At 50.6% G+C, this 26,693-nt stretch carries 25 protein-coding genes and 1 tRNA gene; 10 read left to right on the top strand and 16 right to left on the bottom strand.

Features of this window, described 5'->3' with window-relative positions; genetic code table 11:
* Positions 1–1,015: 1,015 nt before the first annotated feature.
* Together F454_RS16345 and F454_RS0108205 are read right to left on the bottom strand one after the other, a co-directional pair.
* Positions 1,016–1,231: a hypothetical protein gene (locus tag F454_RS16345; RefSeq protein WP_156817204.1), complete on the bottom strand. Its 216-nt coding sequence runs from the start codon at positions 1,229–1,231 to the stop codon at positions 1,016–1,018.
* Between the two features lie 224 nt (positions 1,232–1,455).
* On the bottom strand, positions 1,456–2,784 hold the full coding sequence (locus tag F454_RS0108205) for an aspartate aminotransferase family protein (protein WP_018970165.1): 1,329 nt from the start codon (positions 2,782–2,784) through the stop codon (positions 1,456–1,458).
* 147 nt (positions 2,785–2,931) lie between these two features.
* Here F454_RS0108205 and F454_RS14665 point away from each other — a divergent pair, with 147 nt between their 5' ends.
* Both F454_RS14665 and F454_RS0108195 read left to right on the top strand, forming a co-directional pair.
* Positions 2,932–3,621 carry an HAD family hydrolase gene (locus F454_RS14665; RefSeq protein ID WP_018970164.1) on the top strand — a complete coding sequence of 230 codons (690 nt, stop codon included), beginning with the start codon at positions 2,932–2,934 and terminating at the stop codon, positions 3,619–3,621.
* 95 nt (positions 3,622–3,716) lie between these two features.
* Positions 3,717–5,597 (top strand): POT family MFS transporter, encoded by a 1,881-nt coding sequence (locus tag F454_RS0108195; protein WP_018970163.1) that lies wholly within the window; start codon positions 3,717–3,719, stop codon positions 5,595–5,597.
* Between the two features lie 152 nt (positions 5,598–5,749).
* On the opposite strand, the gene bamA is transcribed toward F454_RS0108195, so the two are convergent.
* Positions 5,750–8,074, bottom strand: a complete 2,325-nt coding sequence (gene bamA / locus F454_RS0108190) for an outer membrane protein assembly factor BamA (protein ID WP_083912942.1) — start codon at positions 8,072–8,074, stop codon at positions 5,750–5,752.
* 260 nt (positions 8,075–8,334) lie between these two features.
* On the opposite strand from bamA, the gene F454_RS0108185 reads away from it, so the two are divergent.
* Positions 8,335–8,409 (top strand) — tRNA-Glu (locus F454_RS0108185).
* Positions 8,410–8,502: 93 nt separating this feature from the next.
* Here F454_RS0108185 and F454_RS0108180 read toward each other — a convergent pair.
* Positions 8,503–10,719: a hypothetical protein gene (locus tag F454_RS0108180; protein ID WP_018970161.1), complete on the bottom strand. Its 2,217-nt coding sequence runs from the start codon at positions 10,717–10,719 to the stop codon at positions 8,503–8,505.
* Between the two features lie 164 nt (positions 10,720–10,883).
* On the opposite strand from F454_RS0108180, the gene F454_RS0108175 reads away from it, so the two are divergent.
* The 4 genes from F454_RS0108175 (at position 10,884) to F454_RS0108160 (ending at position 13,281) form a co-directional block, all read left to right on the top strand.
* Positions 10,884–11,351: a hypothetical protein gene (locus F454_RS0108175; RefSeq protein WP_018970160.1), complete on the top strand. Its 468-nt coding sequence runs from the start codon at positions 10,884–10,886 to the stop codon at positions 11,349–11,351.
* Between the two features lie 85 nt (positions 11,352–11,436).
* Positions 11,437–12,568, top strand: a protein-coding gene (prfB, locus tag F454_RS0108170) for a peptide chain release factor 2 (protein ID WP_338049212.1) whose coding sequence is annotated in 2 segments (ribosomal slippage) — positions 11,437–11,514 and positions 11,516–12,568 — 1,131 coding nt in all. Because the reading frame shifts where the segments join, the coding sequence is not laid out codon by codon here.
* Positions 12,569–12,596: 28 nt separating this feature from the next.
* Positions 12,597–12,893 (top strand): putative quinol monooxygenase, encoded by a 297-nt coding sequence (locus F454_RS0108165; protein WP_018970158.1) that lies wholly within the window; start codon positions 12,597–12,599, stop codon positions 12,891–12,893.
* 40 nt (positions 12,894–12,933) lie between these two features.
* The gene (locus F454_RS0108160) at positions 12,934–13,281 is read left to right on the top strand and encodes a histidine triad nucleotide-binding protein (protein ID WP_018970157.1); all 348 of its coding nucleotides are present in this window, start codon (positions 12,934–12,936) and stop codon (positions 13,279–13,281) included.
* A 12-nt stretch (positions 13,282–13,293) separates the two neighbouring features.
* Here F454_RS0108160 and F454_RS0108155 read toward each other — a convergent pair whose 3' ends face one another.
* The 5 genes from F454_RS0108155 to F454_RS0108135 all read right to left on the bottom strand — a co-directional run bounded on the left by F454_RS0108155 (position 13,294) and on the right by F454_RS0108135 (position 17,153).
* Positions 13,294–13,677, bottom strand: coding sequence for a hypothetical protein (locus F454_RS0108155; protein WP_156817201.1), 384 nt, complete (start codon positions 13,675–13,677; stop codon positions 13,294–13,296).
* A 4-nt stretch (positions 13,678–13,681) separates the two neighbouring features.
* Positions 13,682–14,296, bottom strand: coding sequence for a transcriptional repressor LexA (lexA, locus tag F454_RS0108150; protein ID WP_018970155.1), 615 nt, complete (start codon positions 14,294–14,296; stop codon positions 13,682–13,684).
* 119 nt (positions 14,297–14,415) lie between these two features.
* Positions 14,416–15,447, bottom strand: coding sequence for an ACR3 family arsenite efflux transporter (gene arsB, locus F454_RS0108145; protein WP_018970154.1), 1,032 nt, complete (start codon positions 15,445–15,447; stop codon positions 14,416–14,418).
* A 58-nt stretch (positions 15,448–15,505) separates the two neighbouring features.
* Positions 15,506–16,162 carry a potassium channel family protein gene (locus tag F454_RS15765; protein WP_018970153.1) on the bottom strand — a complete coding sequence of 219 codons (657 nt, stop codon included), beginning with the start codon at positions 16,160–16,162 and terminating at the stop codon, positions 15,506–15,508.
* Positions 16,163–16,181: 19 nt separating this feature from the next.
* On the bottom strand, positions 16,182–17,153 hold the full coding sequence (locus tag F454_RS0108135; protein ID WP_169334348.1) for a DUF4339 domain-containing protein: 972 nt from the start codon (positions 17,151–17,153) through the stop codon (positions 16,182–16,184).
* Between the two features lie 86 nt (positions 17,154–17,239).
* On the opposite strand from F454_RS0108135, the gene F454_RS16575 reads away from it, so the two are divergent.
* Together F454_RS16575 and F454_RS0108125 are read left to right on the top strand one after the other, a co-directional pair.
* Positions 17,240–17,458: a hypothetical protein gene (locus F454_RS16575; protein ID WP_018970151.1), complete on the top strand. Its 219-nt coding sequence runs from the start codon at positions 17,240–17,242 to the stop codon at positions 17,456–17,458.
* Positions 17,442–18,461 (top strand): LacI family DNA-binding transcriptional regulator, encoded by a 1,020-nt coding sequence (locus tag F454_RS0108125; RefSeq protein ID WP_018970150.1) that lies wholly within the window; start codon positions 17,442–17,444, stop codon positions 18,459–18,461. The genes F454_RS16575 and F454_RS0108125 overlap by 17 nt, the downstream gene beginning before the upstream one ends.
* A gap of 4 nt (positions 18,462–18,465) precedes the next feature.
* Here F454_RS0108125 and F454_RS0108120 read toward each other — a convergent pair whose 3' ends face one another.
* Positions 18,466–19,488, bottom strand: a complete 1,023-nt coding sequence (locus tag F454_RS0108120; RefSeq protein ID WP_156817200.1) for a hypothetical protein — start codon at positions 19,486–19,488, stop codon at positions 18,466–18,468.
* A 297-nt stretch (positions 19,489–19,785) separates the two neighbouring features.
* Between F454_RS0108120 and priA the strand changes: the two genes are divergently transcribed.
* Positions 19,786–22,008 (top strand): replication restart helicase PriA, encoded by a 2,223-nt coding sequence (gene priA, locus F454_RS0108115; RefSeq protein WP_018970148.1) that lies wholly within the window; start codon positions 19,786–19,788, stop codon positions 22,006–22,008.
* Positions 22,009–22,031: 23 nt separating this feature from the next.
* On the opposite strand, the gene F454_RS0108110 is transcribed toward priA, so the two are convergent.
* The 6 genes from F454_RS0108110 to rpmG all read right to left on the bottom strand — a co-directional run bounded on the left by F454_RS0108110 (position 22,032) and on the right by rpmG (position 26,598).
* Positions 22,032–23,960: a hypothetical protein gene (locus tag F454_RS0108110; RefSeq protein ID WP_156817199.1), complete on the bottom strand. Its 1,929-nt coding sequence runs from the start codon at positions 23,958–23,960 to the stop codon at positions 22,032–22,034.
* 26 nt (positions 23,961–23,986) lie between these two features.
* Positions 23,987–24,511: a prepilin-type N-terminal cleavage/methylation domain-containing protein gene (locus F454_RS0108105; protein WP_018970146.1), complete on the bottom strand. Its 525-nt coding sequence runs from the start codon at positions 24,509–24,511 to the stop codon at positions 23,987–23,989.
* 6 nt (positions 24,512–24,517) lie between these two features.
* The gene (locus tag F454_RS0108100; RefSeq protein WP_156817198.1) at positions 24,518–24,943 is read right to left on the bottom strand and encodes a hypothetical protein; all 426 of its coding nucleotides are present in this window, start codon (positions 24,941–24,943) and stop codon (positions 24,518–24,520) included.
* Positions 24,944–25,234: 291 nt separating this feature from the next.
* The gene (folE2, locus tag F454_RS0108095; RefSeq protein ID WP_018970144.1) at positions 25,235–26,035 is read right to left on the bottom strand and encodes a GTP cyclohydrolase FolE2; all 801 of its coding nucleotides are present in this window, start codon (positions 26,033–26,035) and stop codon (positions 25,235–25,237) included.
* Between the two features lie 106 nt (positions 26,036–26,141).
* Positions 26,142–26,387, bottom strand: coding sequence for a 30S ribosomal protein S18 (rpsR, locus tag F454_RS0108090; RefSeq protein ID WP_018970143.1), 246 nt, complete (start codon positions 26,385–26,387; stop codon positions 26,142–26,144).
* Between the two features lie 37 nt (positions 26,388–26,424).
* Positions 26,425–26,598: a 50S ribosomal protein L33 gene (gene rpmG / locus F454_RS0108085; RefSeq protein WP_018970142.1), complete on the bottom strand. Its 174-nt coding sequence runs from the start codon at positions 26,596–26,598 to the stop codon at positions 26,425–26,427.
* Positions 26,599–26,693: the final 95 nt, after the last annotated feature.

The following is a 26,693-nucleotide window of genomic DNA, read 5'->3' as shown; positions in this document are numbered from 1 at the left end:
TTTTTGCCACATCTACTCCGACTTCTAATTGGTATTTAATCTGTTCCATTTTAGTGATTTTTTGAATCAATTGGAAGGATCCTCACTCTATCAATCAGGCTTGTGTACGAGCTATTTACTTGGCAAATGCTTCTTGCAACTATTCGAAAAAAGCGAGGAAGGCAGAAAGGCAAATCATGCTGATATGCGATCTCGTAGTTGATGACGGATCTAGCCCAGGGATGATCTTGCCAATCTGCTTTCCGAGCGAATGTTAGCATACTTTCCAATACACAAGCCGAGGGTCAAGCCATCGGAGCCTCAGCGGAGATGCAATAACCCTGGGTTCTCAAAAAAGGGACCCGTTGGCTGCAGGCCAACAACATCAACGCAATAACCCACCACTACCTTGCCTGCCGCGTTGTTGGCCTGCAGCCAACGTTCACCCCCTCCCACATACCTAGGCAAGCGGAACTCGCTTCGCATCGCCCCTCTGCCTAGGCTGGTATGTCTTTCACCTCCGGCGAACCAGTACCATGAAACACTCAGACCCCAGGGTACCAAAACTCTCCCGAGCAAAAGAAATCGCCAAGGGCGATCAACATACCAACCCAGGGTCAAATCATCGGAGCCTCAGCGGAGATGCGACAACCCTGGGTTCTCGAAAAAGGGTGCCGTTGGCTGAAGGCCAACAACATCAACTCAATAACCCACCACAACCTTGCCTCCCGCGTTGTTGGCCTGCAGCCAACGTTCACCCCCCTTCCCACATACCTAGGCAAGCGGAACTCGCTTCGCCTCGCCCCTCTGCCTAGGCTGGTATGTTTTTCACCTCCGGCGAATTCCCCGTTACAATCCATCATCACGGTGACGGTCGTTGCTGACAAAGTTTTTGAACTTCCCATACCTCAACTCATCAGCCTCCTTGTGGAGCTTTCTCAGCAACCCCCACGTTCTATAATAAAACACCGCAGCTATGATAGACGCCGACCAAGCCAGAACATAGGTGATACTGCAATAGAGGAAATCCACACTCTCAAACCACCAGCCAGACTTCTGAATATAATACACGCATAGAAGCGGTATAAGCAGCCCCCCATAATGCACCCACCACGCCCAATTTCTCCACTTTAATAGAGTTCCCTTTTCTTTGGCTACCCGCATCGCGTAAAAGCAAGCTGGCAAGGTCAAAGCTAATGACCCAATAAAAAAAATAAACATAAAGAGTAACTCCTTCATTAGGAATGATCATGAGCAAAAACTCAATTTAGACAAGGACGCCATCACTAAACCTAGGGCACCTAAACTCCCCCAAGCCAAAAAAATCGCCAACGGCGATCAACATACCAGCCCCGCCAAAGGCGAAGCCGCATGGCGGGATTTCCGAATAATAAGAGCCCCGTTGGCTGGAGGCCAACCACATCCCGTTCCATCATGTCCGATGAGGCGGGCTGGCACACCACACTTAAAACGCTTTTAGTAAGGCAATCGTAGAGCACTCCCGCTGGCATCTCTAAGGAGCTCGGTGAGCTGCTGCACCACGTAGACTAATTCACCTAGGGTGATATAGAATGGAGGAGTGAAGGCGAGAATATTACCCTCTGGACCGTCGGCTAACATGACGACACCACGCTCAAGCATCTTGCCTAACAATGGCCCTGCCACATCGCCAGCGGGTCGGCCATCTGGGTGGCGCAGCTCGACCCCGATCATCAGCCCACGGCCACGCACTTCGTGAATCAATGGAGAATCAACATCGCGCAGCATCGCCCGGAGCTCATCACCCTGGCGTTCGACATTCACAGCCACCAGCGGATCCGCGTGCATTCGCAGTGCCTCCACCGCCATCGCGCAGCCCACTGGATTTCCTAAAAACGTACTCGTATGCAATGCCTCGCCTGGGCTCACTGGCCACTTGTCCATCACCTCGGAGCGACCAACACAGGCAGAGATCGGGTAGCCTCCGCTCAGCGCCTTGCCCACGCAAAGAAGATCCGGGAAGACACCTTCCCATTCACAGGCAAACATCTTCCCAGTTCGGTTGAAGCCCGTATAAATCTCATCAAAGATGAGCACCACCGCATTGGCATCACACCAATCGCGCAACAACTGCAAAAATCCAGCCGGCGGCACGACCTTACCACCACGTCCTTGAATCGGCTCCACAACCAGCGCCCCAAGCTCAGAACTCTGGGTTTCCTTTAACTGAGCTTTCAGCTGCTCTAAACCATCGGATTCACGCGGAAAATCTAGTACCTGACGCACTGGAGCAATCTGCGGATCGAATGGGCCTCGAAACTTATCAAAGCCACCCGCCAACAATGCGCCATAACCAAGCCCATGGTAACCATTGTTAAAGTGTAGCACCCCAGGTTTTCCTGTGGCTATAAAAGCAGTTTTGATCGCTGTCTCCACCGCCTCAAACCCCGAGTTCGCCAGCACAGTCTTGGCAGTGCCCTGCCCCCATCGCTCGTAGCTAAGCTCAGAAAGTTTCTTGCAAACCTGCATTTTCAGAGCCGTTGGGTGAACATCACCCATACCGTGCATCAACACCGCGCTTTGCTCAGCCATGGCTTGCTGCAATTTTTCATGCGTATGCCCCAAGCCAGCCACACCGAAAGCCGAGGTCATATCAATGTAGCGGTTGCCATCCACATCCCACACCATTGAGCCCTTGGCGCGCTCCCAAAAAACAGGCCAGTCATCTGCCACATACGTGACATTGTGACTTTCATACTTGCGAAGCTCAGCCGCCAGCTCAACCGAGCGCGGCCCTGGAATCTTTGTTTGGATCTCAGGCAACATGATGGTGTATCATTCTCCCCCTCTTCTTAAATAACAACCACAATCATAGCGGGGTACATGGAGTGTGACACATGTCTCACTTTTTTAAGCTTCCACACTTGCACGGAAACTCAAATCATGCTCCTCTCCCGACCTCCCAATCACACTATGCATTCACACATTATCTTCGATCTCGACGGCACCCTCGTCGAGTCCCTCCCTGGGATTACCAACTCACTGAATCACGCCCTTCAGGCGCATCAGCTCCCCACATACGGTGAAGCAGAAGTCCGCAGCTTCATTGGCAACGGCTCCTTCAACCTCTGTGAACTAGCCGCTGGCGATGACCAAGGGGCGCAAGTGGAGTCTGTGCATGCCGCCTTCATGGATCACTATGGCGAACACTGGAACTCCGGCACCATCGTCTTCGATGGAATCCATGAACTCATAGCCCAACTCAAGAAGCTCGGCTGTACCCTAAGCGTTCTCTCGAATAAACCGCACGCTTTCACCACCGAAATCTGCAAATTTCTTTTCCCTGACGATCCATTCGCCTGCGTGCTAGGTCAGCGCGACGGTATCGAAAAGAAACCAAACCCTTCTGGAGTGCATGAACTCCTCGGTGAGCTAGGCCAATCGAGCAACAACTCCATCCTCATTGGCGACTCCCGAGTCGATATCTTCACAGCACGCAATGCTGGTATCCACTCCATTGCTGTGACATGGGGCTACGAAGATGCAGCTGAGCTCCAGGTACACAAACCTAATTGGGTCGCGCAATCTGTCGAAGATATCCTCACAATCATCACCCCAAAGAACACCCCTACATATCGCGACTCAGAGTCAGCTTGTCTATAAGACATAGCTAGACTCTCAGTCATGCAAGCTCTCCAGCGAGCTAGTTTGCCTCTTTTTCCTCGCCATTCACAGCTGCAATTCGATATGTGTTAGCCATGTATCGCAGCAGCCCCAGTGACACCAGTGAGCTACCCAAAGGCATTCCGTACATTGTCGTAAACGAGGCTGCAGAGCGCTTTTCCTTTTACGGAATGAAAGCCGCCTTGGTCATCTTCATGACCCAGTACCTCCACTTATTAGGGGACAAGGTAAGCGACCCCATGAGCTCGGCAAAAGCCAATGAAAACGTGCACTGGTTTGTCTTGGCCATTTACCTCACCCCAGTATTTGGAGCCATCCTCTCCGACCGCTTTCTAGGCAAATACAAAACAATCATCTCGCTTTCCATCGTTTACTGCCTAGGTCACCTCTGCCTGGCATACATGGGGGTCGTTGGCCCAGCTGCATGGTGGTTGTTAGCAGGTTTGGGCCTCATCGCAATCGGCGGAGGCGGAATCAAGCCATGCGTTTCAGCTCACGTCGGAGACCAATTTGGACCAAATAACCAACACCTCATCACCAAAGCATTCAATTGGTTTTACTTCTCGATCAACCTAGGAGCAGCGATCTCAAACGTCTGCATCCCTTGGATCTTGAAATGGTACGGGCCACACTGGGCATTCGGCATCCCAGGCGCCTTGATGGCACTTGCGACGCTTGTTTTTTGGATGGGTCGCCATTCCTTCATCCACATCCCGCCAGCCGGCAAGGAATTCACTCGCGAAATCTTCTCTTGGAAAGGGATCAAGACCTTATTCAAACTCTGTAGTGTCTTCAGCTTTACGGCCATTTTTTGGGCCTTATTCGATCAAACTGCCTCCACTTGGGTGTTCCAAGCGATAGACATGGATCGCACGCTCTTCGGGATAGAAATCTTGCCCTCACAAGTTCAAGCAGCCAACCCTTTCATGATTTTGCTGCTCATTCCCATATTCACTTACGTCCTCTATCCAGCAGTTGATAGACTGTGGAAGTTCACATCTTTGCGTAAGATCGGGGTGGGACTGTTTCTTACCGCAGCAGCATTCGCACTCTCTGCACTCACCCAAGAATGGATCGATGCAGGCCAAGAACCCAGCATCGCTTGGCAGATACTAGCCTACCTGATGCTCACCTCTGCCGAGGTAATGGTCTCGATTGTCTGTCTTGAATTTGCCTACACCCAAGCACCAAACAGCATGAAGTCGATGGTGATGTCTCTGTTCCTTATCACTGTAGCCCTCGGCAATGGGCTCACAGCCATCATCAACAACTACATCCAGACTCCTAGCCCACTCGCGAACGAAGCAAAAGACGCTAGCATCCTTCTCTCAGACAGCAAAGTCCGTCAGTCTAGCCACCAAGAGCAGCTCTACCAGCACGACTACCCTGGCTTCGATCAAAAGATCGGCACTCCGGACGACATCTCTATCCACTTCAATGATCTCTCCGCTGTGCAACACCGTGAAGTCCCTGCCCACCTCGAGCTTCAAGCTGCAGCCGCACTCATCCAAGACCACCACACACGGCAGCTTCAATTCCCCTCCTCAGATGAAGGTCAAGCCATGATTGCCGACCTTCAAGACCCTTGGGGATCGATGCTGAGCTACCGATTACTCAACGGTAAAAGCTTCCGTATTCAATCTATAGGCCCCGATCAAAAACCACTCTCACAGTGGGACACCGGACTCATCGTCACCTACGAGGATCTAAAGAATACTAATCTAAGTACCACTCAAAAACAATCTTGGCTCGATCAACGGAAAGCAGCATTAGGCCTCACCCCCTCGGGATCAAACAGTACCGCGGCATCACCATACCACTACGAATTCGTAGCAGGGGGCTTCTACAAGCTAGAAGGCGCAGCGTACTTTTGGTTTTTCACCTACCTCATGCTGGGTAGCGCTGTATTATTTATCCCAGTCTCGCTCCTCTATAAAGACGACGCAACAAGCTAGAAGCCAAGACCACTTTTCCACCTACCGGAGCCACTCGACTCCTCTATAAACCCTGTCCACACCTCGAATGAGCGGTCAGTGCCTATACCTAAAAAGCCCAAGGCAGCTTACGACCTTGGGCTTTGATATGAAATTGAGATCGAATCTAAATCCTAGAATTCGTAATCGATGTAAAAGTTGAACTGCCCACCTTTATCAGCACGAGCATCTGGCACCTGAAGTGGAATACCGTAATCGAGTGCAATCGGCCCAAATGGGAGGTTCATGCGAAGACCAGCACCAAAGTCGGAGTGGTAGTTGTCGAAGCTGAAGTCCCAACTATCGAGGTTCACAAAACCACCGTCGTAGAACAAAGCACCACGCACACTGGATATCAGAGGGAATGACCACTCAACGGTAGCATAAGCTGCGGAGTCACCACCGATCACACCACCTGTAGCTGGATCGCGCGGCCCCACATCACGGTATTCGAAACCACGGAGGTTACGGGCACCACCAAGGAACTGACGGTCATAAATTGGAGTCGGCCCACTACTCGTTTCTACCATGTCCATAGAACCCGCCAACTCGAGAATCGAGTCAAACCAGAGGTTCCAAAACTTGGATCCACTCACATTGAAAATAAAGGAATTCGAGTTACCACCAAGTGACTCAAGAATCCCTGTGATCCCAGTCTCAAACTTGTGCCCTTTACGTGGTGTCTGGAGCGCATCGCGGCTGTCATAGGTGTAGCTCAACTCGAGTGCTGGACGAGTGAATTTGCCACCAATTTCTTGGAACAATGAATCAGCTGGCACGTTATCCTCAACATCCACACGAATCTTCTCATAGCGAAGCGATGCATTGATGTAGGAGCGATTTGTCAGTGGCTTACGCAGGAACAAGCCAGCACCCACATTAGTCTGCTCATAGTAGTCACTCAAGTTTTGAGCACCACGGTAGAAGACCTCGCCGCCAAAGGAAAGGCGACGACCTAAGAACCATGGCTCCGTGAGAGAGAGTCTGAAATCCTGTGTCTCCGCACCCAAACGCAGGTTGAGTCCGAATCTCTGACCACCACCGCGGAAGCTCCATGGATTGGTGATGTCAAAGTTAGACTCTTCTACGTTAATGTAACCCACAATGCTGTCGATGGAACTGAACCCGAGACCAAAGCTAAGCTGACCTGTGTTCTTTTCATCTACAATCACTCGGAGGTCACGGTAACCATCCTGCACAGATGGGTTGGTCTCAGTCACTACGTTAGAGAAGTAGTTGAGACCTTGGATTCTCTTCTTCGATGTCTCAACATCCACTGAGTTGAAATTATCACCTGGCTTGAGAGGGACTTCACGGCGAATGACCTTATCCTTCGTCTTGTTATTGCCCTCGATTGTCACGCGGCCCACTCGGTACGGTCGCCCCTCGATCACGCGGTATGTGATATTGACCATTCCAGGTCCTGCGTCTTGGATATCTTCCACCACGGATGCATCGGCATAACCACGCGAACCATAGTAACTACGTACAGTGGTTTTATCCTTACGCATGTTCTTGGATGAAAAGCTCTCCCCTGGGTTCAAAGTGAGCACCTGTAAAAGCTCCGCTTCAGAGAAGACCTTCATGTCACCAGCAAAAGCGATCTGATTGATTTTGTATTGGATACCCTCGTTGATATCCATCACGAGATTCACACGACCTCGCTTGGTATCAGCCTCGCGCTTGAAACCGGTACTGGAAACACGCAAGAACCCCCGGTTGCGGTAATAATCGAGGATGCGTTCTTCATCTTCTTGCAACTTGCTCACATCAATGCGGCCCGATTTGGTCATAAAGGAAAGCAGCCCTTTCTCCTTGGTCTTCATCTCTGACTTGAGCACGCGAGTCTTCACCGACTCATTCCCGCGGAAAACAATGTGACGCACTTCGTTCTGCTCGCCCTCGTTAATATTCAAGATCAAATCTGAATACCCTGGACGATTGGTTGGCTGCAGTGTGTGTGTGATCGTCACATCGGGATAACCGTAGCCGTTGTAATACTTCACGATCGCCTTGCGAGCCTCAAAAATCAATGCATCACTAATAGGTGAACCCGGCTTCAGCTCAGATTCCTTAGCCAATTTGCCTGAGGTAAACTCCGAGTTCCCAGTGAAACCGACACCTGCGAGAGAAGGTCGTGTGGTGACCTCGACAATGAGCTTCATCCCATCGCCGTATTCTTCACCATCCATCCTCACGTCGTCTACCAATCCACTCTCGACAAGCGAGCGAATGTCATCATCTAACTTCTCCGCGCTAAACTTATGACCGGCCTTCACCGACATCAAGTTACGGATACGTGATTCGTCCACAGTCTTCGCTCCATCATAACGGATTTCGAGACTACGGATTGGCTTATCAGTGAAATCTTGTGCACCTGCGATGCTCGCTGCGATTAGGAGGCTCAAAAGCCCAGACCCAAATGCTCGCATTCCTCGGCGTGCCATTGTATTTTTCATGTGATTGTTGCGTGTTGTTGCCCCATCTCCACAGTGTGGATCACAGGCCGACTGATCAAACCATCTCACCACCCTAGGTCAAGGCGAATTGTATCCAGCGTTAGACTACATAGCAGGTTTATCTATCAGCTGATAGTTTGGATAGAAGTCGAGAGAGTGCGAATGCATCACTAAAAAAATGCACATTAAAATAAAAATCATCTTGCCAATTTCACAGCAGCATGGTTCTTTGCGCCCGCGCTCAGCGCTAACCATATAGTGTCCCGTTCGTCTAATGGTTAGGACTCCGCCCTTTCACGGCGGCAATAGGGGTTCGAATCCCCTACGGGATGCCACTTCAACTCATGAAGTGCATGAAAAAAAGCTCGCCAGCAATGGCGGGCTTTTTTGCTTCTGTAGACTGAACAGCATCGACTGCTTGTCCGCTATCACTCTAGCTGCACCAAGGCTCTTAATCGAGGGCAGCCCTCCTGGCGCATTGCGTCAATCAATGCCGAACGTTCAGGAACATCAGCGTCTATGAGCTTTAGCAAGGACTCTCCCAGCTCCGTTACCCCTTCATCAAAAAACAGCACTGGATGCTCCAGAGCCATCGCCGCCCACACACGACTACGCGCTGCACAGGGCAAGTCTGCCGCCAAGCATCTTGCGTAGCGAGCCGAATGGTAACTGTACCGCCCCACTGGATAACTTTGAGCCATCAAACCCATGCGCGCAAGCACACTCTGAGACTCTTCCTGATCTCGAGTCGCCATCCTCTCTAGGATGGAGATAAGCTCAAAGTATTCATACTGAATCAATAGCTCAATGCGTCTCTCCACCATACCCGGAGCATTCAGCAATCGCCTTTCACAATAAGCTGAAACCTCACTTCGAATACTAGCATCCCGATGGATTGCAAAATCCAAAAACGCGCTAAGCACCTCCATTTCGTCATCTACCTCTAGCCCCACATGCTCCAAGTCCGCCAACATATCAGGCAGCTTTTCTGTAAACTGAGGGTACTCCATAGCGGCAATCAAGGCGGCACGATAGACCGCACTCCCGCCAAGCACCAGCTCTCGATCCGCTGATTCCATCACCCGTTCAAGCACCTCATAGAACGTCGGATGAGCACCGACATACATCGCGTTAGAACAGGCGGCTATTGCTGCAATCTTCACATCGGGTAACAACTCAGTACTCAGCAGAACCTTTTCCATCAGAACGCTAACACTAGGTTCTTTCAAAGCCGGAGGCATCACTAGTTTCGTATAATAAAACGCCGCCAATGGGAGCTTCTCTTCATTGTCTAATGACGCGTACATTTGCTTCGCCAAGCTTGGATCTAAACCCGCTATCCATTGGAACACCCAACCTCGATCCAGAACATCGGCCATCTCCCAGGCATGCTTTAAAGCCACAGCTTGCTCCCCCGCTTCCAGAGCATTGATCTGCATGACTGCCCATGTCGAGAACTCCAAACCTTCTACCGCCAATTCAGCAAGCCCAGTAGCATGTACTTTTCCAGCAGACAGCTCAATCGTGCGACCCGCTCGAAGTAATTCCTCCTCTGCAATCTGTACCCTTCCCTTCCCATCACGATCACTGAGACGATCTTTCAGCATTTGGCCAAGCTCCTCGCGCCATTGATCAAACCCGGTTTCCCCCACTAATCTTGCCGCAGTGTAAAGAAATCCATCTGGAGCTGAACCGTTTCGCAATAGCCCGAGTAAACGAACAAACGCCTTCTCCCTAGCTGCACTGGCTTGCGGAAGAAGCTCGTCCGAGCCCATTGCAGATGACCACCCCATCAATTGAATAGGCTCCATTCCCGCTTGCTCTCGCAACACACGACCACCATGAACATGCAAATATTCTGACGCAAGGCTAGCTGAGAGAGCTGGGCTATAATCAAATTGCCAACGCTCCTGAATCGGATGAGCCATTTCCAGCCAACGCTCAGCCTGATAGATTACTTGGAATTCCTCTCGATCCACCAATGTCAGCTGCGCTTGAGCATCATAGACACCGAACTCAGTCCCGGCCTCTCCTACCACTTCTCCAACTGGCTCAGACCGTACCTGAGATAAATACCAAACCATGCTGGCCAATTGATCACGCACTTCTTCGGCTAGATCGAGCACAGCAAAGCGAAGTACTGGCGCTTCAGGTGCCACCTCAGTGTGTTTGTGAGGAATGGACTCAGAAAAATAGTATAACGCGGCATCATCCAGCGAAATCCACCATGACTCCCGATGCGACCAAAGCGGCGTTTCACCACGTTCCTCAAAAATCAAATAACCCGATCGAGGCACATCCAGAGTATCGTCAATCGCCATCTGGTATTGTTTCTGGTGAGCGCCCGAACGATTGAGATCGATGTACTCCAAGACTAAGTCCTTCACCGGCTCAGCAAGATCCATGCTGGGTACGGTCACAAAGCTCGCACAATCCTTTCCTGCTTTTGGCACGACAGCAAAAAAAGCGCGCAGCTCTGCCAAATCCATCGCGGCCAAATCCGGCAAACGGTGTAAGGGACGCTGCAATACCTCCTCTTTACTCACGCGAGAGGCATCCCCCATCAGCACCTGATCATTCGAGTGAGCTGGTATGTGGAGGATAAAAATACAGATCCATGCGTAAAAGGTGGGGTGCAAACGCATTTCTTATGCTACCTCAGATAGATGAAAATTGTCCAGTAAATTACCAATGATACCGTACATTACTCCTTCACATAGCACTTTATAGAGACGCAGCGTGACAGCCAGCAAACATCGACTCATTTCTAACTTTCCAGCACCATGGATTCCTGTTTAAAAGGATAGAGATGAAACTTCTCTTTCTTATTTTCGCCCTAATCCCATCGCTGGCCGCAGCATCCCCACACGCCGAACAGTGGCTTAAAATATCCATCCTCTGCCAAAATGCAGGCCACGCCATCCACGCCATGGGGATCGACTCAGGAGATGACACATCACACATCGAACAATTTGCTCATGACATTGGCAAAGAGCTTGATCAATTGGTTGCCGCTGGAATCCTAGAAAAGGCCACCTTCACGATTAAACCAGCACTGGACATCGAGGAATCTGTGGCCATAGCCGTCACCTCATTAGTTAGAAAGCACGCGGCAGAATACGGCATTTTCAGCCTACGCGAAATGATGGATCTAGGAGCACGGCAGCAACTCACCGTCTTTGATGACAAGACACCCATCACCCTCAATGTGCGTCTTCCGAAAGACATTCTCGTGGAGTTTCGCGGCATTCTCAAAGACCAACAGCTCGAGCAATAAGCCTCAAGCTGAGCTGCCCACCCAGCATATTCTCTCGCACAAGATTCTAGTTGAAATCTTAGCGCACACATAGCACAACACCCGCATGTCTGAACCATACAACGCTGACCTCCTGGCGGTCGACACAAGCTCTATCAAGAGCCGATTGTCCACACTCAGGAGGTACCTTTGACGTCCCCAAGCTTGAATCTCAAATTCATGAGATTGATCAGCAAATGGCAGATGGAGGCTTTTGGGACGATGCGAGCCAAGCCCAAGAAGTGGTAGCAAAGGCAAACCTAATCAAACGCAAGCTCACCCCCCTTCTCGAGCTAGAGCAACGGCTGGATGATCTGCTCGAGCTCATCAGCTTGGCAAAGGAATACGAAGATGCAGAATCAGCTCAAGAAGCCGCCAGCGAATTTGCTGGAATCGACTCTGCGCTGGATTCCTTCGAAGTCCTGGTACTCCTCGATAAACCCAATGACTCCTCAAGCTGCTACCTAACAATCAACTCAGGAGCTGGCGGTACGGAAGCCTGCGATTGGGCCGCCATGCTACTGCGTATGTACACTCGGTGGGCCGAAAGCAAAGGCTTCAAAGTTTCCTCTATCGACTACACCGAAGGTGACAGCGTTGGCATCTCCAGCGCCACTATCAAAGTCGAAGGCGACTTTGCATACGGGCACCTCAAAAATGAACGCGGCGTGCATCGTCTCGTGCGTATCTCGCCTTTCGACTCCGCAGGCAAGCGTCACACATCCTTCACCTCAGTGGACGCCACACCGGAGATGAACACCAACATCGAAATTGAAATTAATCCGGCAGACGTCGACATCCAAACAGCTCGCTCTGGGGGTGCTGGCGGTCAAAATGTCAACAAGGTCGAGACCGCTGTGATCCTCAAGCACAAGCCCACTGGGATCATCATCCGTTGCACGCAAGAGCGCTCACAACTCAGAAACCGCGAGCTAGCAATGGAGCTACTTAAAGCCAAGCTTTACCAAATCGAAGAAGACAAACAAAAAGAAGCTTCTGAGCGAGAGTACGGTGAAAAAGGCGACATCGGCTGGGGTAGCCAGATCCGCTCATATGTCTTCCAGCCATATCAAATGGTCAAAGACCTGCGCACGGGCGAAGAAACCGCAAACATCTCAGGTGTGATGGATGGCGGCATTGACGCCTTTATCGAAGCCAAACTCAAAGGCAAAAAACGCGGCGACTCAGACGAAGACTAATCCACGAACCAACATCCATTCCAATACCATGCCACTTTACGTATCTGCGACCATCACAGCCAAAGCTGAATCCATAGAACTCGTTCGCCAAGAGCTCATCAATTTCGTAGCCCCCACACTGAAAGAAGACGGCTGTGTCCAGTACCTTCTCCACCAGACGGTTGAGAATCCAGCTCAATTCATCTTCTTTGAAGAATGGGAGAGCCAATCCCACCTCGACGCACACCTTGAATCAGACCACATCAAACAAGGTCAAGTCGCCATGGCCGGCCACCTTGACGAAGTAGTTGTATCCCCCATGCTCCGCGTCGACACCACTGAATAGTCTGCCCCCCTTCAATCAATACCCAAACCTATTACGCACCATGTCCGATAAGACCATTTTCGAAATGATCATCGATCGCGAGATCCCCTCAGACATCGTCTACGAGGATGAACAATGCATTTGCTTTCGCGATATCAGCCCACAAGCACCAGTCCACCTTCTAGTCGTCCCTAAAAAACGCATCGTGCGCATCGCCGAAGCCACCTCTGAAGATCAGGCGGTACTCGGCCATTTGATGCTCACCGTGCAGAAAGTCGCACAGCAAGAAGGTTTCGCAGAAGCAGGCTTCCGCACCGTCATCAACAATGGGCCAAATGGCGGAGAAGAAGTCCCACACCTCCACCTTCACATCCTCGCTGAGCGCCAGATGCTCTGGCCGCCAGGATAAGACAAGTACAGCTCACACATCCACAGTCATCGCACTTGGATCGGCTCCCTGCTTTGTCGCATCACGCCCACAATACGGGCACACCAAGCCTGACTCGATACCATCCTGGCTTTCTTTCTGGCACAGATCCATAAACACATCTGCACCACAGTGAGGGCAATGCGCTCGCGCTGAAAAGTAAACCTCAAAGGCTGGGCGCAGAAGCAGTAGCACCACAATCACGAGGAGAAAACCTGCGCCCCCCAAAAGGCCAGCGCTGCTTAACACCAGTCCACCACAAAACGCGGAGATACTGGTGATTTTCCAGCTTTTGTGGACACGACGTCTGTACAAGGCTAGTGCCAACAAAGGCGAGCCTTTGGCCTCCCTACGTAATCTTTCAACTGAAGCCCGCATCCATTCAAGCTGACTGACGGAGCAATGCGACCATCACCCCCTGGATCACCAATTCACGCGCAGGAATCAAATCAGGGAAGGCTTCATTTTCAGCTTGGAGGTACGGCCTTCCATTCTGAATCACATAGCGCTTCAACGTGGTTTCACCATCTATCAAAGCAGCGACAACGTCTCCACGGCGCGGCTCACGAAATTCTAAAACCACTGTGTCACCATCACAGATATGGGCATCAATCATTGACTCACCTCGCACCTTCAAAGCGAAAGTCCGGGCATTTCTTGGGATACCCAGGCTACGAACATCAATCGATAGGCAACCGTCGCTCATTTGCTCAGTCTCTTGCGCAAAGCCAGCAGCAATCGCACCATAGACTGGGATATCAACGATCTCTTCGCGCTCTAGCTCCTCCGTGAAGGCCACGGCTCTTGCCTTACCTGCCGCACGCTGAATCACCCCCTTACGCTCTAGAGTTCTAAGGTGGTTCATCGCTGCAGTCTGACTCGCAAAGCCGAAGTGTTCTTGAATTTCACGAGATGAGGGCATCATCCCAGTCTCTCGAGACATTTGCTTTAAGTAATCGTAAACCTCTTGTTGGCGCTTTGTTAATGCATCACTCATAATTTGAACACTGTTCTTAAGAACATAGTAGTTTATCATCATGATGATGCAACATTAAATTCTAAAGGACAGAACAAGAGAAGCTGAGCCCCGCTTGATTCAGGATCTCGCTCAGTTACTCAGCGACCCTTTACTCCACCAAACCAATACTGCGTCTTATTGGCAAACGCCACCAAAGACAACATCACAGGCACCTCTACCAAGACTCCTACCACCGTCGCCAATGCAGCCCCGGAATGCAGGCCAAACAACGAGATCGCAACAGCCACTGCGAGTTCAAAGAAATTCGAAGTTCCAATCATGCAAGCAGGTGCTGCGATCGAAAATGGCAATTTGAGCTTCTTCGCTGCACCATACCCAATGGCAAAAATCCCATAAGTCTGCAGCAACAGCGGGATCGCTATCAATACAATGGTAATCGGCTGAGCTATAATCGTCTCTGCCTGGAAACCAAAAAGTAACACCACAGTCGCAAGCAAACCAACAATAGACCAAGGTTTGAGCCTTGCAACGAAACGCTCGAGGCCGGCATGGTCATGTGCCCGGTCCAGCTTCGCTCTGGTAATCACTCCCGCAATCAATGGCAGAAGCACATAGAGCACCACAGAGATCACCAACGTACTCCACGGCACCTGAATGTTACTAACACCCAGTAAGAACGCTGTGATTGGCGCAAACACAACAATCATGATCAGATTATTCACAGCCACCTGCACCAAGGTGTAATTGGCATCTCCCTTCGTCAACTGACTCCACACAAAAACCATGGCCGTACATGGCGCAACACCCAGCAATATCATTCCTGCAATGTATTCATCTGCCTGCTCGATCTCCCCCCAATGCGCATAAATCACTTTGAAAAACAACCAGGCTAAAAGGGCCATACTAAAAGGCTTAATCAGCCAATTAATTGTGAGCGTCAGCCCCAAACCAACAGGCTTCTTACCAACATCTTTGATTGCCTTGAAGTCGACTTGAATCATCATCGGGTAGATCATCAACCAGATCAATACCGCCACAACCAAGTTCACATGCGCGTATTCGAATGCCGCCACTACGGCAAATACCTCTGGGAAAAGCTTACCGAATGCCACCCCAAGTAGGATACTTAAGCCCACCCATAGAGATAGATACCTTTCAAATACACCCATACTGTTTGCCTAACATTTTCGAGCCACACTCAAAACGACATGAGACGCTCTTTCCAATTTAGCTAGGATGAACATCATCCTTATTCTCCACTTTTACCCCACTCACAATCGCAGAAATCAAAATCGCGATATACAGCACCCCGCTGACTCCAGCCAATATCGCCATGATCTTGGCAATCGGAGCCACCGGCACAATATCGCCGTACCCCAGAGTGGTCACCGTCACAAAAGCGAAATATAGCGCCTCAGCAGCGGTCGCGTCAGTGCCTGACACCTGATTCAATAAGGAACCTGCAAACTCTCGCCCAATGAACATAAATACCACAGTCCAGAACAAGCCCAACAAGAGATAGCCGGCGACCCCCGCTAAAATCTGATCAGCCTGATCCACTTTAGCCCGGAACAAGCTATACCAGACAGCGGCCTTAAAGATCATGTAATAGACGGCTAGGATACAAAGAGTGCCCAATAAATGCACCCAGGTTCCTCCATCGAACCAACTACAAAATAGGGCAATCAAACAATACCCACCGTAGCGCATCAGCCACTTTTTATCATTGGTTAGGCTATAGCCACCAACACAGAAAAAAACGAAATACAATGCCACCATAAAGTGTGCTTCATCGTGTAATTCGTCCCAGTAGGCTGAAGTGATTATAAAAAATAGTTCTGCAACCAGCAGAATCATCGCGCGGTATCGAATGGCTTTTCCCATAGAGGTTTTGAGTGAGGGCTTAGTGTTGGTCAGGAAGTGGTGATTGGTTAAGCTGCTCTAGGCTTTGCAGATTCTCTAGCAATGATTGAAGCTCGGTTCCATCGCCAAAGGCACCGGAACTCGCGGCGAAATAAATTCCACCGATCAACACAAACGGCAGTAACATTGCCGCAAAGTAAAGAAACGCCAGTCCTTTGCCGGCTCCGTCGAGGGTCGTGTGATTTGCATAACCAGCCGGACAAGCCACCACACGATAACCAATCCAAATGTTCGCGAGAGGCACCATAAACCACAAAAAATTCCACCGTGACATGCCCAAATTCGTTAAGCGAGAAATGACCATCAATACAGTCACCAAGGTCATAATCAACGAGACCGCATTCGCTAGCATGCCGGCAGACAGCATGGACTTCTGAGTCTCCGCAGACTCCATCTGCTCCGCCATCTGCAACGAATTTTCTAATTCCATTCCAAGATTCATGAAAAGCTGCCCATAAATGACCGCAATGATCAGAATACCAATCAGATGAAGAGCAAAGGACCCGCCAATAAACTTCCCTCGACTCAAACCTTGCTCGAGCTCTCGCTTCTGGCGGCGTTCCTCCATCGCGGCAGCTAATACCTCGTTGTCTTCAGCTGCAGATACAGGCTCTGCATCTTGTTGCTCCAATACAGGTGTGGGTACTGGTACATACTCAGGTGGCGGCGGTGGGCTATCCTCTTCCTCCAAAACAGGCTGAGGAGCCGCAACAGCATCTGGCTCAGCTTGCACAACTGCGGCTACCTTTTCCGCTTCAAGCGCAGCATACGCAGGTTTCAAAGCCTCTAACTCTCCTGCCTTAGTCCAGTCGTTCAATCCTGGCCCCCAGACCAAATCACTCACAGGGTCGAGCTTCCCCTTCCCTACCAAGCTATTTAGTAAGTCTATCGAGATCGGCCCTTTGCGCTCTCCATTCTGGGTGAAGTACCAAGATTCTTCTGCGTTACTCATTGCTTTAACCATTAGAGGCATCACACCGAGGAGAAAAGAAAGAATCGATAAATCTTCATGCTTTGCGCCTTTAAGCAGCTCTGGAAATGAAAAAATCCAGAACCGATTCAATCAACCTCAACCCAAAATCTAACAATTTACTTGCTATTTCTAACAGACGAAATTTACCTTCTGGCCACCTCCATTGCTACCTCCCCGTCACTTGGGTATTCAATTCCTTCCAACCTCTCAATGAACGATCAAACAAAGAAATCAAAACGACCGCGCAAGCACAGCGCTCATTCTACAATGACCGACTTAGCTGAAGCTACAGGTCTATCGAAGATGACAATCTCTCGAGTCTTCAGTGGCTCAGGCAGCGTCAAAAGCTCAACACGAGAGCGCGTCATCCAAGCCGCCGCACGTCTCGGCTATGAGTACAATGCCTTAGCTGGCAACTTTGCCTCAGGCAGGTCACAGCAAATCGGTATCGCGGTTGACTTCAGCAGCCACATGGGATGCCCATTCTATGCGGACATCTTCCGGGGGGCACACCCAGTACTCGAGCAGGCAGATTACCACACTGTACTTTATGATACCGGGTCTAAGGCCCTCCAAGGCAAGCAACTTGGCAAGTTGATCCAGCAACGCAGGATCGACGGCCTTCTGCATTTTTTCCCACAAACAGCTCCGAGCTCGTGGGCATTGCTTGAGTCAGAGGCTAGGCCATCCATGGTCGTAATTGGCCACCATTGCGATGATGATCACACCTCTTGGGTCGACCTCGACCTTGAGCATTCCATACGACAGGTTGTAAATCACTTGCATTTACTAGGTCACCAGCGAATCGGCTTCATTTCTGGTCCATCAAAGCAAGCGTCAGAACACGTGAAGTCCCAATCCTTTGCACATATCCGTCAGCAATTAAACCTTCCATGGAACAACGCGTGGGAACAACCAGGAGAACATGGGTACAACCAAGGCCGCGAGGCTGCGCACCGAATCTTGAGTCGCTCCCATGCCCCAACCGCAATCATTACCAGTAGAGAACTCAGCGCACTGGGAGCCTGCGATGCAGCTCGTAGCTACGGGCTGACACCTGGAAAAGAAATCAGTATAGCAAGTATCGAAGGCCAGAGTATCGCTGCTGGAGCCGAACCGAGTATCACCTCCATGTCTCAGCCACTGGAACTCATGGGCCGACAAGCAGCGCAACTCTTGCTTCAACAATTAAACAAATCTCCTGACTACCAGGACGGAACCCACGCGATCCTGAGGGGACAGCTCACCGCGAGAGCATCGACTGGCCCACCAATTCTTCACCATTGAGAGGCTACAACGGTAGTTCGATGTAGCCAGACTTCTTAATCACCGTTTCCTTAGGCTTCGCCTCCGCCTTGGTCGCGGGGGCGGGACTTGGTGCGACTTCCACTTCTTTCACAGGCGCTTTCACCACCTTCGGCTTGGGCGCTGGAGGGGCCGCATCCACAGCCTTAGGCTCATCCTCCACATTCAGCAACCCGTCGAGCTCACTGGCCCACTTGAGGGCGTTCTTGTGCTTGAGGTTATTGCCGATATGGGTGATCATGTTGCTGATTGCTTGGTATTCCCCCCCAGCTTTCAGCACATCCTGCTCCATGTTCCAGACCAGATCTGGGTAGACCTCAGCCCGCCACTTCTTCAGCGCGGCCGAGCCCATATTTTTCTTCATCCCTATCTTACTGCTCTTCGACTTATTCCATGCGTCCATCCGCAGTTCCTCAAACTTGATCATCTCCGTCCAGGCTGCACGCACCTGACTCACTTTCTTTCGCTCAACCAAATCAGGGAGAATCACGGACTTATAAATCGCCTGCACGTTGGCTGGCGCCGTTGGCCATCGCTTCACCTTGATCTCAGTGAACCCATAAGCTCGTGCAAAGTATGATTGTAGCACGTTTTGAGACAAAAGCTTACGATGCTCCATCAGATCATCAGCTTTGGAGAGCATCGATGATACAAGCTCCCGAGCTTCCTCACCCATAGTGTGAATCCTTTGCTCCCCACGTTTGTTTGCCTCAATACTCAACACCAACCAACGTAGCTGGTACCTCAGAGCCAATCGAAAGTCAGAATCGCCCAGAAGCTCAGCATTCGCACGGCGCCATTCACGAAACTCACTCGAACTTTTACCCGCATCTAGAAAGTCCACTTTCTCCACACACTTTAGGTACAACTCCAATGATGCAGCCCCTGAGCTCATCGCTCGCTGGTAGGCTGAATAAGCCGACTTCTTTTTTAGGCTATCAGCCTCAGTTGTCTGCTCCAGAATACTCTTGAGTTGCTTTTGCAGCCTTTCTCGTTGTGCATCAGTCATTGATTGAGCTTCAGCAAAAGAGAACAAGCTCAGTAAGAGCCCGCTAGATATGAGAGTTTTTAGCATAGATAAGAAGGTGGGTATCAAATAACTACGGGCTCTGGAATAAGAAAGTTTCAGGACCCAAGCCTAGCGAGACCGCAACAACACGATACTCGATTGGGGCCCCCCTCATCATCATATCAAGCACGGCATGCCGCTACTTATCAGCTTCCATGAAAGCACTCCCTGCTAGCTCCCTCAGATGGATCGAAATCAACACTTCACACGCAGAGATTCTGCCTCCACACTCAAAGCGTGCAGCAATCCGCTAGAGTTCTCATCGATGGCCCATCAGAGCTAGTCTTCGACTACCTCATCCCCGAAGGGATGCCCGTGCAGCTCGGCTGTAGAGTTCGCATCCCACTGCGGGCCAAAGACTCCACTGGTACGGTACTCGAGGTAGGCCCGGTCCCAGACAGCAAATTCACGCTGCGACCACTCAAAGCACTGATCGATCCAGAGCCCTTGATCACGCCTCAGCTGATGAAGCTTGGTAGGTGGATCGCCGATTACTACGTGGCACCGCTTGAGCAAGTCATGCGTGCTTTGTTGCCCGAGTCCGTTCGCCAAGACGCCCATAGCGAAAAAACTCAAAAAGTCGTCGAACTCGTTCAAACACCCAGTGAAGAAGAACGAGAAAAATTAGCCAAACGCGCACCAAAACAACACATCTTGTTCAAGCAACTTGAAGCAAACGACGGCAAAATGTCGCTGAAAGACTTGGGGGGTTCTAGCGCCAGCGCTCCTGCTCAGGCACTCGCAAAAAAGGGTGTCGTGCGAATCCTCGATGAGGCGGTACGTCGCAACCCCGATGAAGATCAAGAATTTCTAGAAAGTAAGCCACTCCAGTTAAACCCCGAGCAAGCAGTAGCCCTAAAGACCATCCTCTCCCCACCAAAACATGACTCTGGGATTCCAAAACCGATCTTGCTGCATGGGGTCACAGGCTCAGGCAAAACCGAAGTCTACCTTCAAGCAGTTCAAAGCAACCTCGACCAAGGGAAAAGCGCCCTGGTTCTAATCCCGGAGATTTCGCTCACCCCCCAGACAGTGCAGCGCTTTAAATCACGCTTTGCCGCACTTCAAGATCAGGTCGCCGTGCTTCATTCTCATCTGTCACAAGGCGAACGTTTCGACGAATGGCATCGCATCCGCAATGGCGAGGCTCGTATCGTCATTGGCGCCCGTTCTGCCATCTTCGCTCCTCTGACTCAGCTCGGCATCATCATTGTCGATGAAGAACACGAGAACACCTACAAGCAGGAGACCTCACCCCGCTATCACGGCCGAGACCTGGCAGTACTGCGTGGCCACTTCGAATCAGCCACCGTCGTGCTGGGCTCCGCCACGCCATCGCTAGAGTCCTACCAAAATACCCGCATCGGCAAGTATTCTCTGGTAAAGCTCCTTCAGCGCGCAGACTCACAGGCCATGCCAATCATGCGCGTGCTCGACATGCGTATCGAGGCGCAAAAGCAAAAGAGCAAGCTCCCCGTCCTCTCCGACAGGCTGCGTTCCTCCATGGACAAGAAGCTCGAACAAGGCGAACAAATCATCCTCTTTCTCAACCGCCGCGGCTTCGCCAGATCATTACAGTGCCCACCATGTGGCCACGTGATCGAATGCCAACACTGTGCCATCCCCCTCACCTATCACCGCACTGAAGAGCGACTCATCTGCCACATGTGTGGCTACCAGGCGCTCCCGCCAAAGAAATGCCCAAGCTGTGGAGACGAAGCCATTATGTTCCAAGGCTATGGCACCCAGAAGGTAGAAGAAATCATTCAGAAGGTCTTTCCTCAGGCACGACTCGCTCGCATCGACGCCGACACCATGCGCCGCAAGAATGCCCTACGCGACACTCTCAACAAATTCAAAGCACGAAAAATCGACATCATCATTGGCACGCAAATGATTGCCAAAGGCCTTCATTTCCCCAACGTCACGCTCGTCGGTGTGCTCAATGCCGACCTCGGCCTCCACGTGCCAGACTTTCGCGCAGGGGAGCGTACCTTCCAGCTCCTCACCCAGGTGGCTGGACGAGCTGGCCGGGGCGAGCTCGAAGGGGAGGTAATCGTCCAGACCTTCACACCCCACAGCCCCAGTGTCCAATACGCTCGCCACCACGACTTCGACGGCTATGCCGATCAAGAACTCGAGTTTCGCCAGCAATTCGCCTACCCACCATTCGCTCATTGCGCCCTTCTTGGGACTCGATCCAACCACGAGCGGCGCGCTGAATTCACCTTAGAAAACCTCCACAAACGCCTCAGTAAAAACCTCCCCTCAGGCATCGAACTCGGCGAACCGATGCCCTCGCCACTCACACGCGCACACGGCCAATTCCGCTACCAACTCATGCTCAAGTCGCATTCCGCAAGGGCACTACACCGACACGTCCAATCCGTCCTCAAAGCCACCCCTGCACCTGATGATGTCACCATCATCTTTGACATGGACTCGCTCAGTTTCATGTAGCATCCATGCCAACTGAAGCCCGGTCACATCCCTTGCTTCTGAATCACCACCAACCAATTCATCATATTGACCGGAGGAAGCTGATCTAAGGTGTTTATTGTATCCAGCTCAGCTGTCACATTACCTACAGCTCCTCCTTCCAAATCTTCAAACTGGAAAATATCCACTCTAGTGTTTGCGGTGGATGTCGTATTGAGGCTAGAAATTCCTCCTACCACATTCACAGTACCTACAGTACCCACAGCTCCTCCCACACCATAACGTACAACAGGAGCAAAGATCGATGTGGGTGGGTAATCTGTACCTCCAGGAGTGACTGGAGTGTTATTGAAATTGTCGAGAATCTCTAATTCATAACTACTAACAATACTAAATCCGTTAGTGAAGCCACTCAAATCATCTCCTCCATATAATTGGACTGTAACCGGGCTCACATTTTGGGTAGGCGCAACCGCATTCCCGCCTACAATGGTATCGTCAGCATTGATCACAATCGAATCGTAATCAGGGATATTCGCAAGGGCCACAGCTCCACCATCCACTGTCTGTAACCACGCCTCAATACGATCTAAATGGATAGCCAATGCAGCAGTCCCTGCGTTATTTAACGTCGACTCAAACGGAAAGGTGTTAAAGTCTAAATCCCCTACGTCAGGCCATTCGACAAATGCTCCACCTCTGAAGGTACTAGTCCCCTTACAGATGAATGTGCCAAAAGCACCACCAGCGGTTGAGTATTGCAATGTGATCGGGTTGCCAGCTAGATCTGTTTCGACAACATCTAAGCGCATCACACACTGATTGCACCCACGTGAGTAATCATACCAAGTGTCGGCACTGTACATGTTAGTACCAGCAGCCACATTCGCAAAGCGATCGAAGAATGCAAAGCCTGGGTTAATCGGTACAAAGAGTGACCTAGCGTAATCAGATGCTTTGGATATCGGGTAAAACGCTTGATTTGCCGCTTCGTAGACCTCTTTCGCATTAGCACCTTGAGTGGCTGCCAATGCTTGCCCCCCAACCGTTGTTCCTGCAGCAAGTGTCGCGCCTTGAGTTGTCGCTATCGATGCAATCGCCCCTTGAGCTACATTGGCCCCCTTTGCAAATACATTCCCTTGCACCACCACATCATTCCCTGCTCCTACTGTATCTGCTACAGTGACATTTGTTCCAATATCAATGAAAGCGGCAGCACTAATAGCCAGCTGAGAAGGTATCTCATACACTGATAAAATATACTCATAACGACTTTGGTTCATCGCCATTCCAGCAGTCCCTAGCCCAACCGTAGCGAGATCAGCTCTGCGAGGATGTACGTAGAGCTGCCACCAATTCTGGCGCGTTATAAAATTGGCTCCGGGATTCTTATACCCGAAATGGATATCTGGGTATGTAAGCATCGCAAAATCAACAAGACCTCCACGACTAGCAATTCCAGTGCCCACATAGGTAGCATTACTGCTCAACTCTGGCGCAACACCGGTATTATTAGCCCCAGCAAACCCCATCACTGGTGGATACCCTGCAGGTTGCACTCCGCCACGCACCCCACTCGCAACTGTAGCCAGTCCACCTCCAATGAAATCAGTGATATTATACGCAGCGCCCGCATCACCCTTATTTCCGCTGCGCATGCCACCAAAGCCCATATCTATGCGCTCTTGTGCAGTAAGCACCTCGCCCAGTTTTGCCATATTACCAGCCGTTGTGAACATCCCCGCGAACGTTGCAGAGGCATCTCCACTTGAATTATCCATCATGGTATTCGCGGCAAATTGCGGCGTGAGCGTCACGAGTGATCTAAGTAGTGATTGCTGACGAGCTTCATAGTCGATCAAGAGTTGCACTTTCTTCTGCCCCTCGACCGAGCGAATCGATGCACGGTAAACCACCGCCATCATTCCAAGCAAGAACCCACCAATGACCACCACATTCAACAAGGTGACCATTCCACGGCGTTGGTATTTTTGAATCTTCATAGGCTTGGATTTGCTGCGTAAGTTACTTGTCCACCGTAGGAACCCGTGAGCTGAAGCTGCATCACTCCCCCCACCACATCAAAGCTAGCATTCGCAACTCCACTGACGATCGTCCACGATGAGTCAATCCCAGTCGCAGTCGCATTCAACACATGAAAGTCGACCCGATCATTAGCGGCATCGTAAGCGATCAGGCCATAGTCTTTCGATCCATCCGCTTGAGAAAACCCCAACATGATGACAGCGCCACCGGCTGTAGTCCCTACACCGGTACCGCCCAGCGCAGTCGCTTGGTCTGCATAAATTTTAAATTCATCTGCCTTTGAGAACACACGTACAATCATGCTATTGGCGAATGGCGCATCTTCACCAATAAACTTCTGAGTATTCCACCAGTTTAAAAACTGAATCTGTTGCTGAAAGAGTCCGAGAGTGGCAGTGGCAATCAACATCACCAAAACCATCACTACCGTGAGCTCAATCAAAGTGTAGCCTTTTCTTTTCTTTGAAATTTTCATCATCCGATTTTATTGCGATCTGATTACGGAACGGGATTTCACATAGTTGGTTCCATCTAGGCTATACACCACGTGAGTCTGAAGCTCGTAACATCGAATCCCCATGCTCGACATATCAAGAAAGCCACCTGCAGCAGGCAAGAAAGTAGCAGCTGCAGCATTCGCTTGAATGGGAATTCTCAGACGGTACACGGTCGCGGTGTACGCACGCCCCGCTCCCCCAGCAACAAAGCCAGGCAAGAGCCCCATCTGCACATTATTTGTCGTGGCGGCATCAGCGATAGCCGCTGCTGCTGCGTTCCCCGCCCCCCAATTAGACGTACCCGCTGCGATAGTGTCAAAATCCACCCGGCTCGCCGCGGCAACTTCGGTGGAAAGAAAGGCATCCACTAAGTTTTGCTGCATCACCCAATTGCGGGGCTTCAGGATATTCATGGATGCATTAAAAAGCACCATTGAAATAGCCACAAGAAGGAACAAGGAAATGCTGGACTCCACCAAAAAGCTTCCTCTTCTATGACTCGCTTGGGGGAAAGCTTTTGCTGTATGCGTGCCGTACAGCGTCGGATGAACCAACGATTTTTTCATAAAGTGATAACCCGATTACTAGCAAGAGTAAGAAAACGATTCAACTCTAAACTTTCAGGCTCGTGACAACAAAAATGCCAAAGTACAGGAAAACCCGCTTACTTTGGCATTTAGAATCAGCATGACTGAATCCCTGATTTAGGAGGCAGAAGCCTTTTCAATCATGGCATAGGCATTGTGATTGTGAATGGATTCGAAGTTTTCTGCTTCAACCTTGTACCAAACAATATTGTCCTGTTGATTCGCCTTACCAGCGATGTTTCGAACCAGGTCCTCGACAAAAACAGGATTTTCATAGGCCCGCTCTGTAACGTACTTTTCATCAGGTCGCTTGAGCAGACTGTAGAGCTCGCAGCTCGCGGAACTCTCTACAAGGTCGATCAAGTCTTCCACCCAGATTGGTTGTTTGGCGCGCACGGAGAAAGTCACCAAGCCACGTTGGTTGTGTGCTCCATATTCTGAAATTGCCTTAGAGCACGGACAGAGGGTGGCCACTGGAACCATGACTGTACAAATAAAGTCCGAATCACCATTGGCACAGGCTTCCACTTCAAACTTCACGGTATAATCGAGCACACCGCCTTTGCCTGTGACTGGGGCAGGCTTCACCCGGAAAAATGGGAATTCAAATTCCACATGTGCGCGAGACGCCTCAAGCCGGCCGAGTAATTCCTCTGGCACCGTCTTCATTTCACGCACGTCGAGGCAATTGCCATGGCTATTCAGCACCTCGACAAAGCGGCTCATGTGAGTGCCTTTGAAGTGCTCAGGCAAATCAACTGCTAGCGCAGTAGTCGCTACGGTGCGCTGGCTGCCGCCTTCTTTTTCCCGAACTTCTACGGGGAACTTAAGGGCCTTCACCCCCACTCTGTCGATCGCGATGTTACGTTCATCGCGCTCGTTTTGAGTGTCCTTCAATTCTTGAATACTCGCTGGCATGACAATGATGATGCAAAAATTAAAAACAAATGAGCTAGCCCACAGTGACGTTAGGCTAGCTCACAAAAAACCATTAATCTGGTATCAACACCCTATCTTCCAAATATTATGGAAGAAGGTTGCAGGAACGAGCACGCTTGATTTCGCGTGTGATCTTGCGGTGCAGCTTTGCAGATACTCCTGTAACACGACGTGGCAAAATCTTGCCAGTCTCAGAAGTGAATTTAGAAAGGATGTCGGTGTTCTTGTAGTCGATCTGCTCAGCTGGGAGGTCGATACGACGACGAGTCATGCAGCGGTTTGCTTTACGGAAAGCAATGCGGCGCTCTACTGTTTTTGGTTCAGTGGACATGATATAATAAAATTTGAGTGTTTGCGAATGCTACGAATTAGCGAAGCTCACGGTGAAGAGTACGGCGGCGAAGTGCTGGGTTGTACTTGACCTTCTCAAGACGACCTGGCGTGTTGAGACTCTTCTTGTTGCGTGTGGATGTGTAGCGAGAAGGTGACTTACCTTCTGCGCGTGCTTCAGTGCATTCGAGGATGATGATATCGCGTGGCATGGTTCTTAAATTGATTCGATTCGGGGGGCGCAACCTACCGAATTCCACGACATCGTCAAGTCAAACTGATTCTTTTTTTCTCAAGAACGTGAAAT

The sequence above is a fragment of the Rubritalea marina DSM 17716 genome, from assembly GCF_000378105.1.
Classification (GTDB): Bacteria; Verrucomicrobiota; Verrucomicrobiia; order Verrucomicrobiales; family Akkermansiaceae; genus Rubritalea; species Rubritalea marina.
The sequence above is the reverse complement of the archived record's forward strand: the minus strand, read 5'-3'. Positions and strand labels throughout refer to the sequence as shown.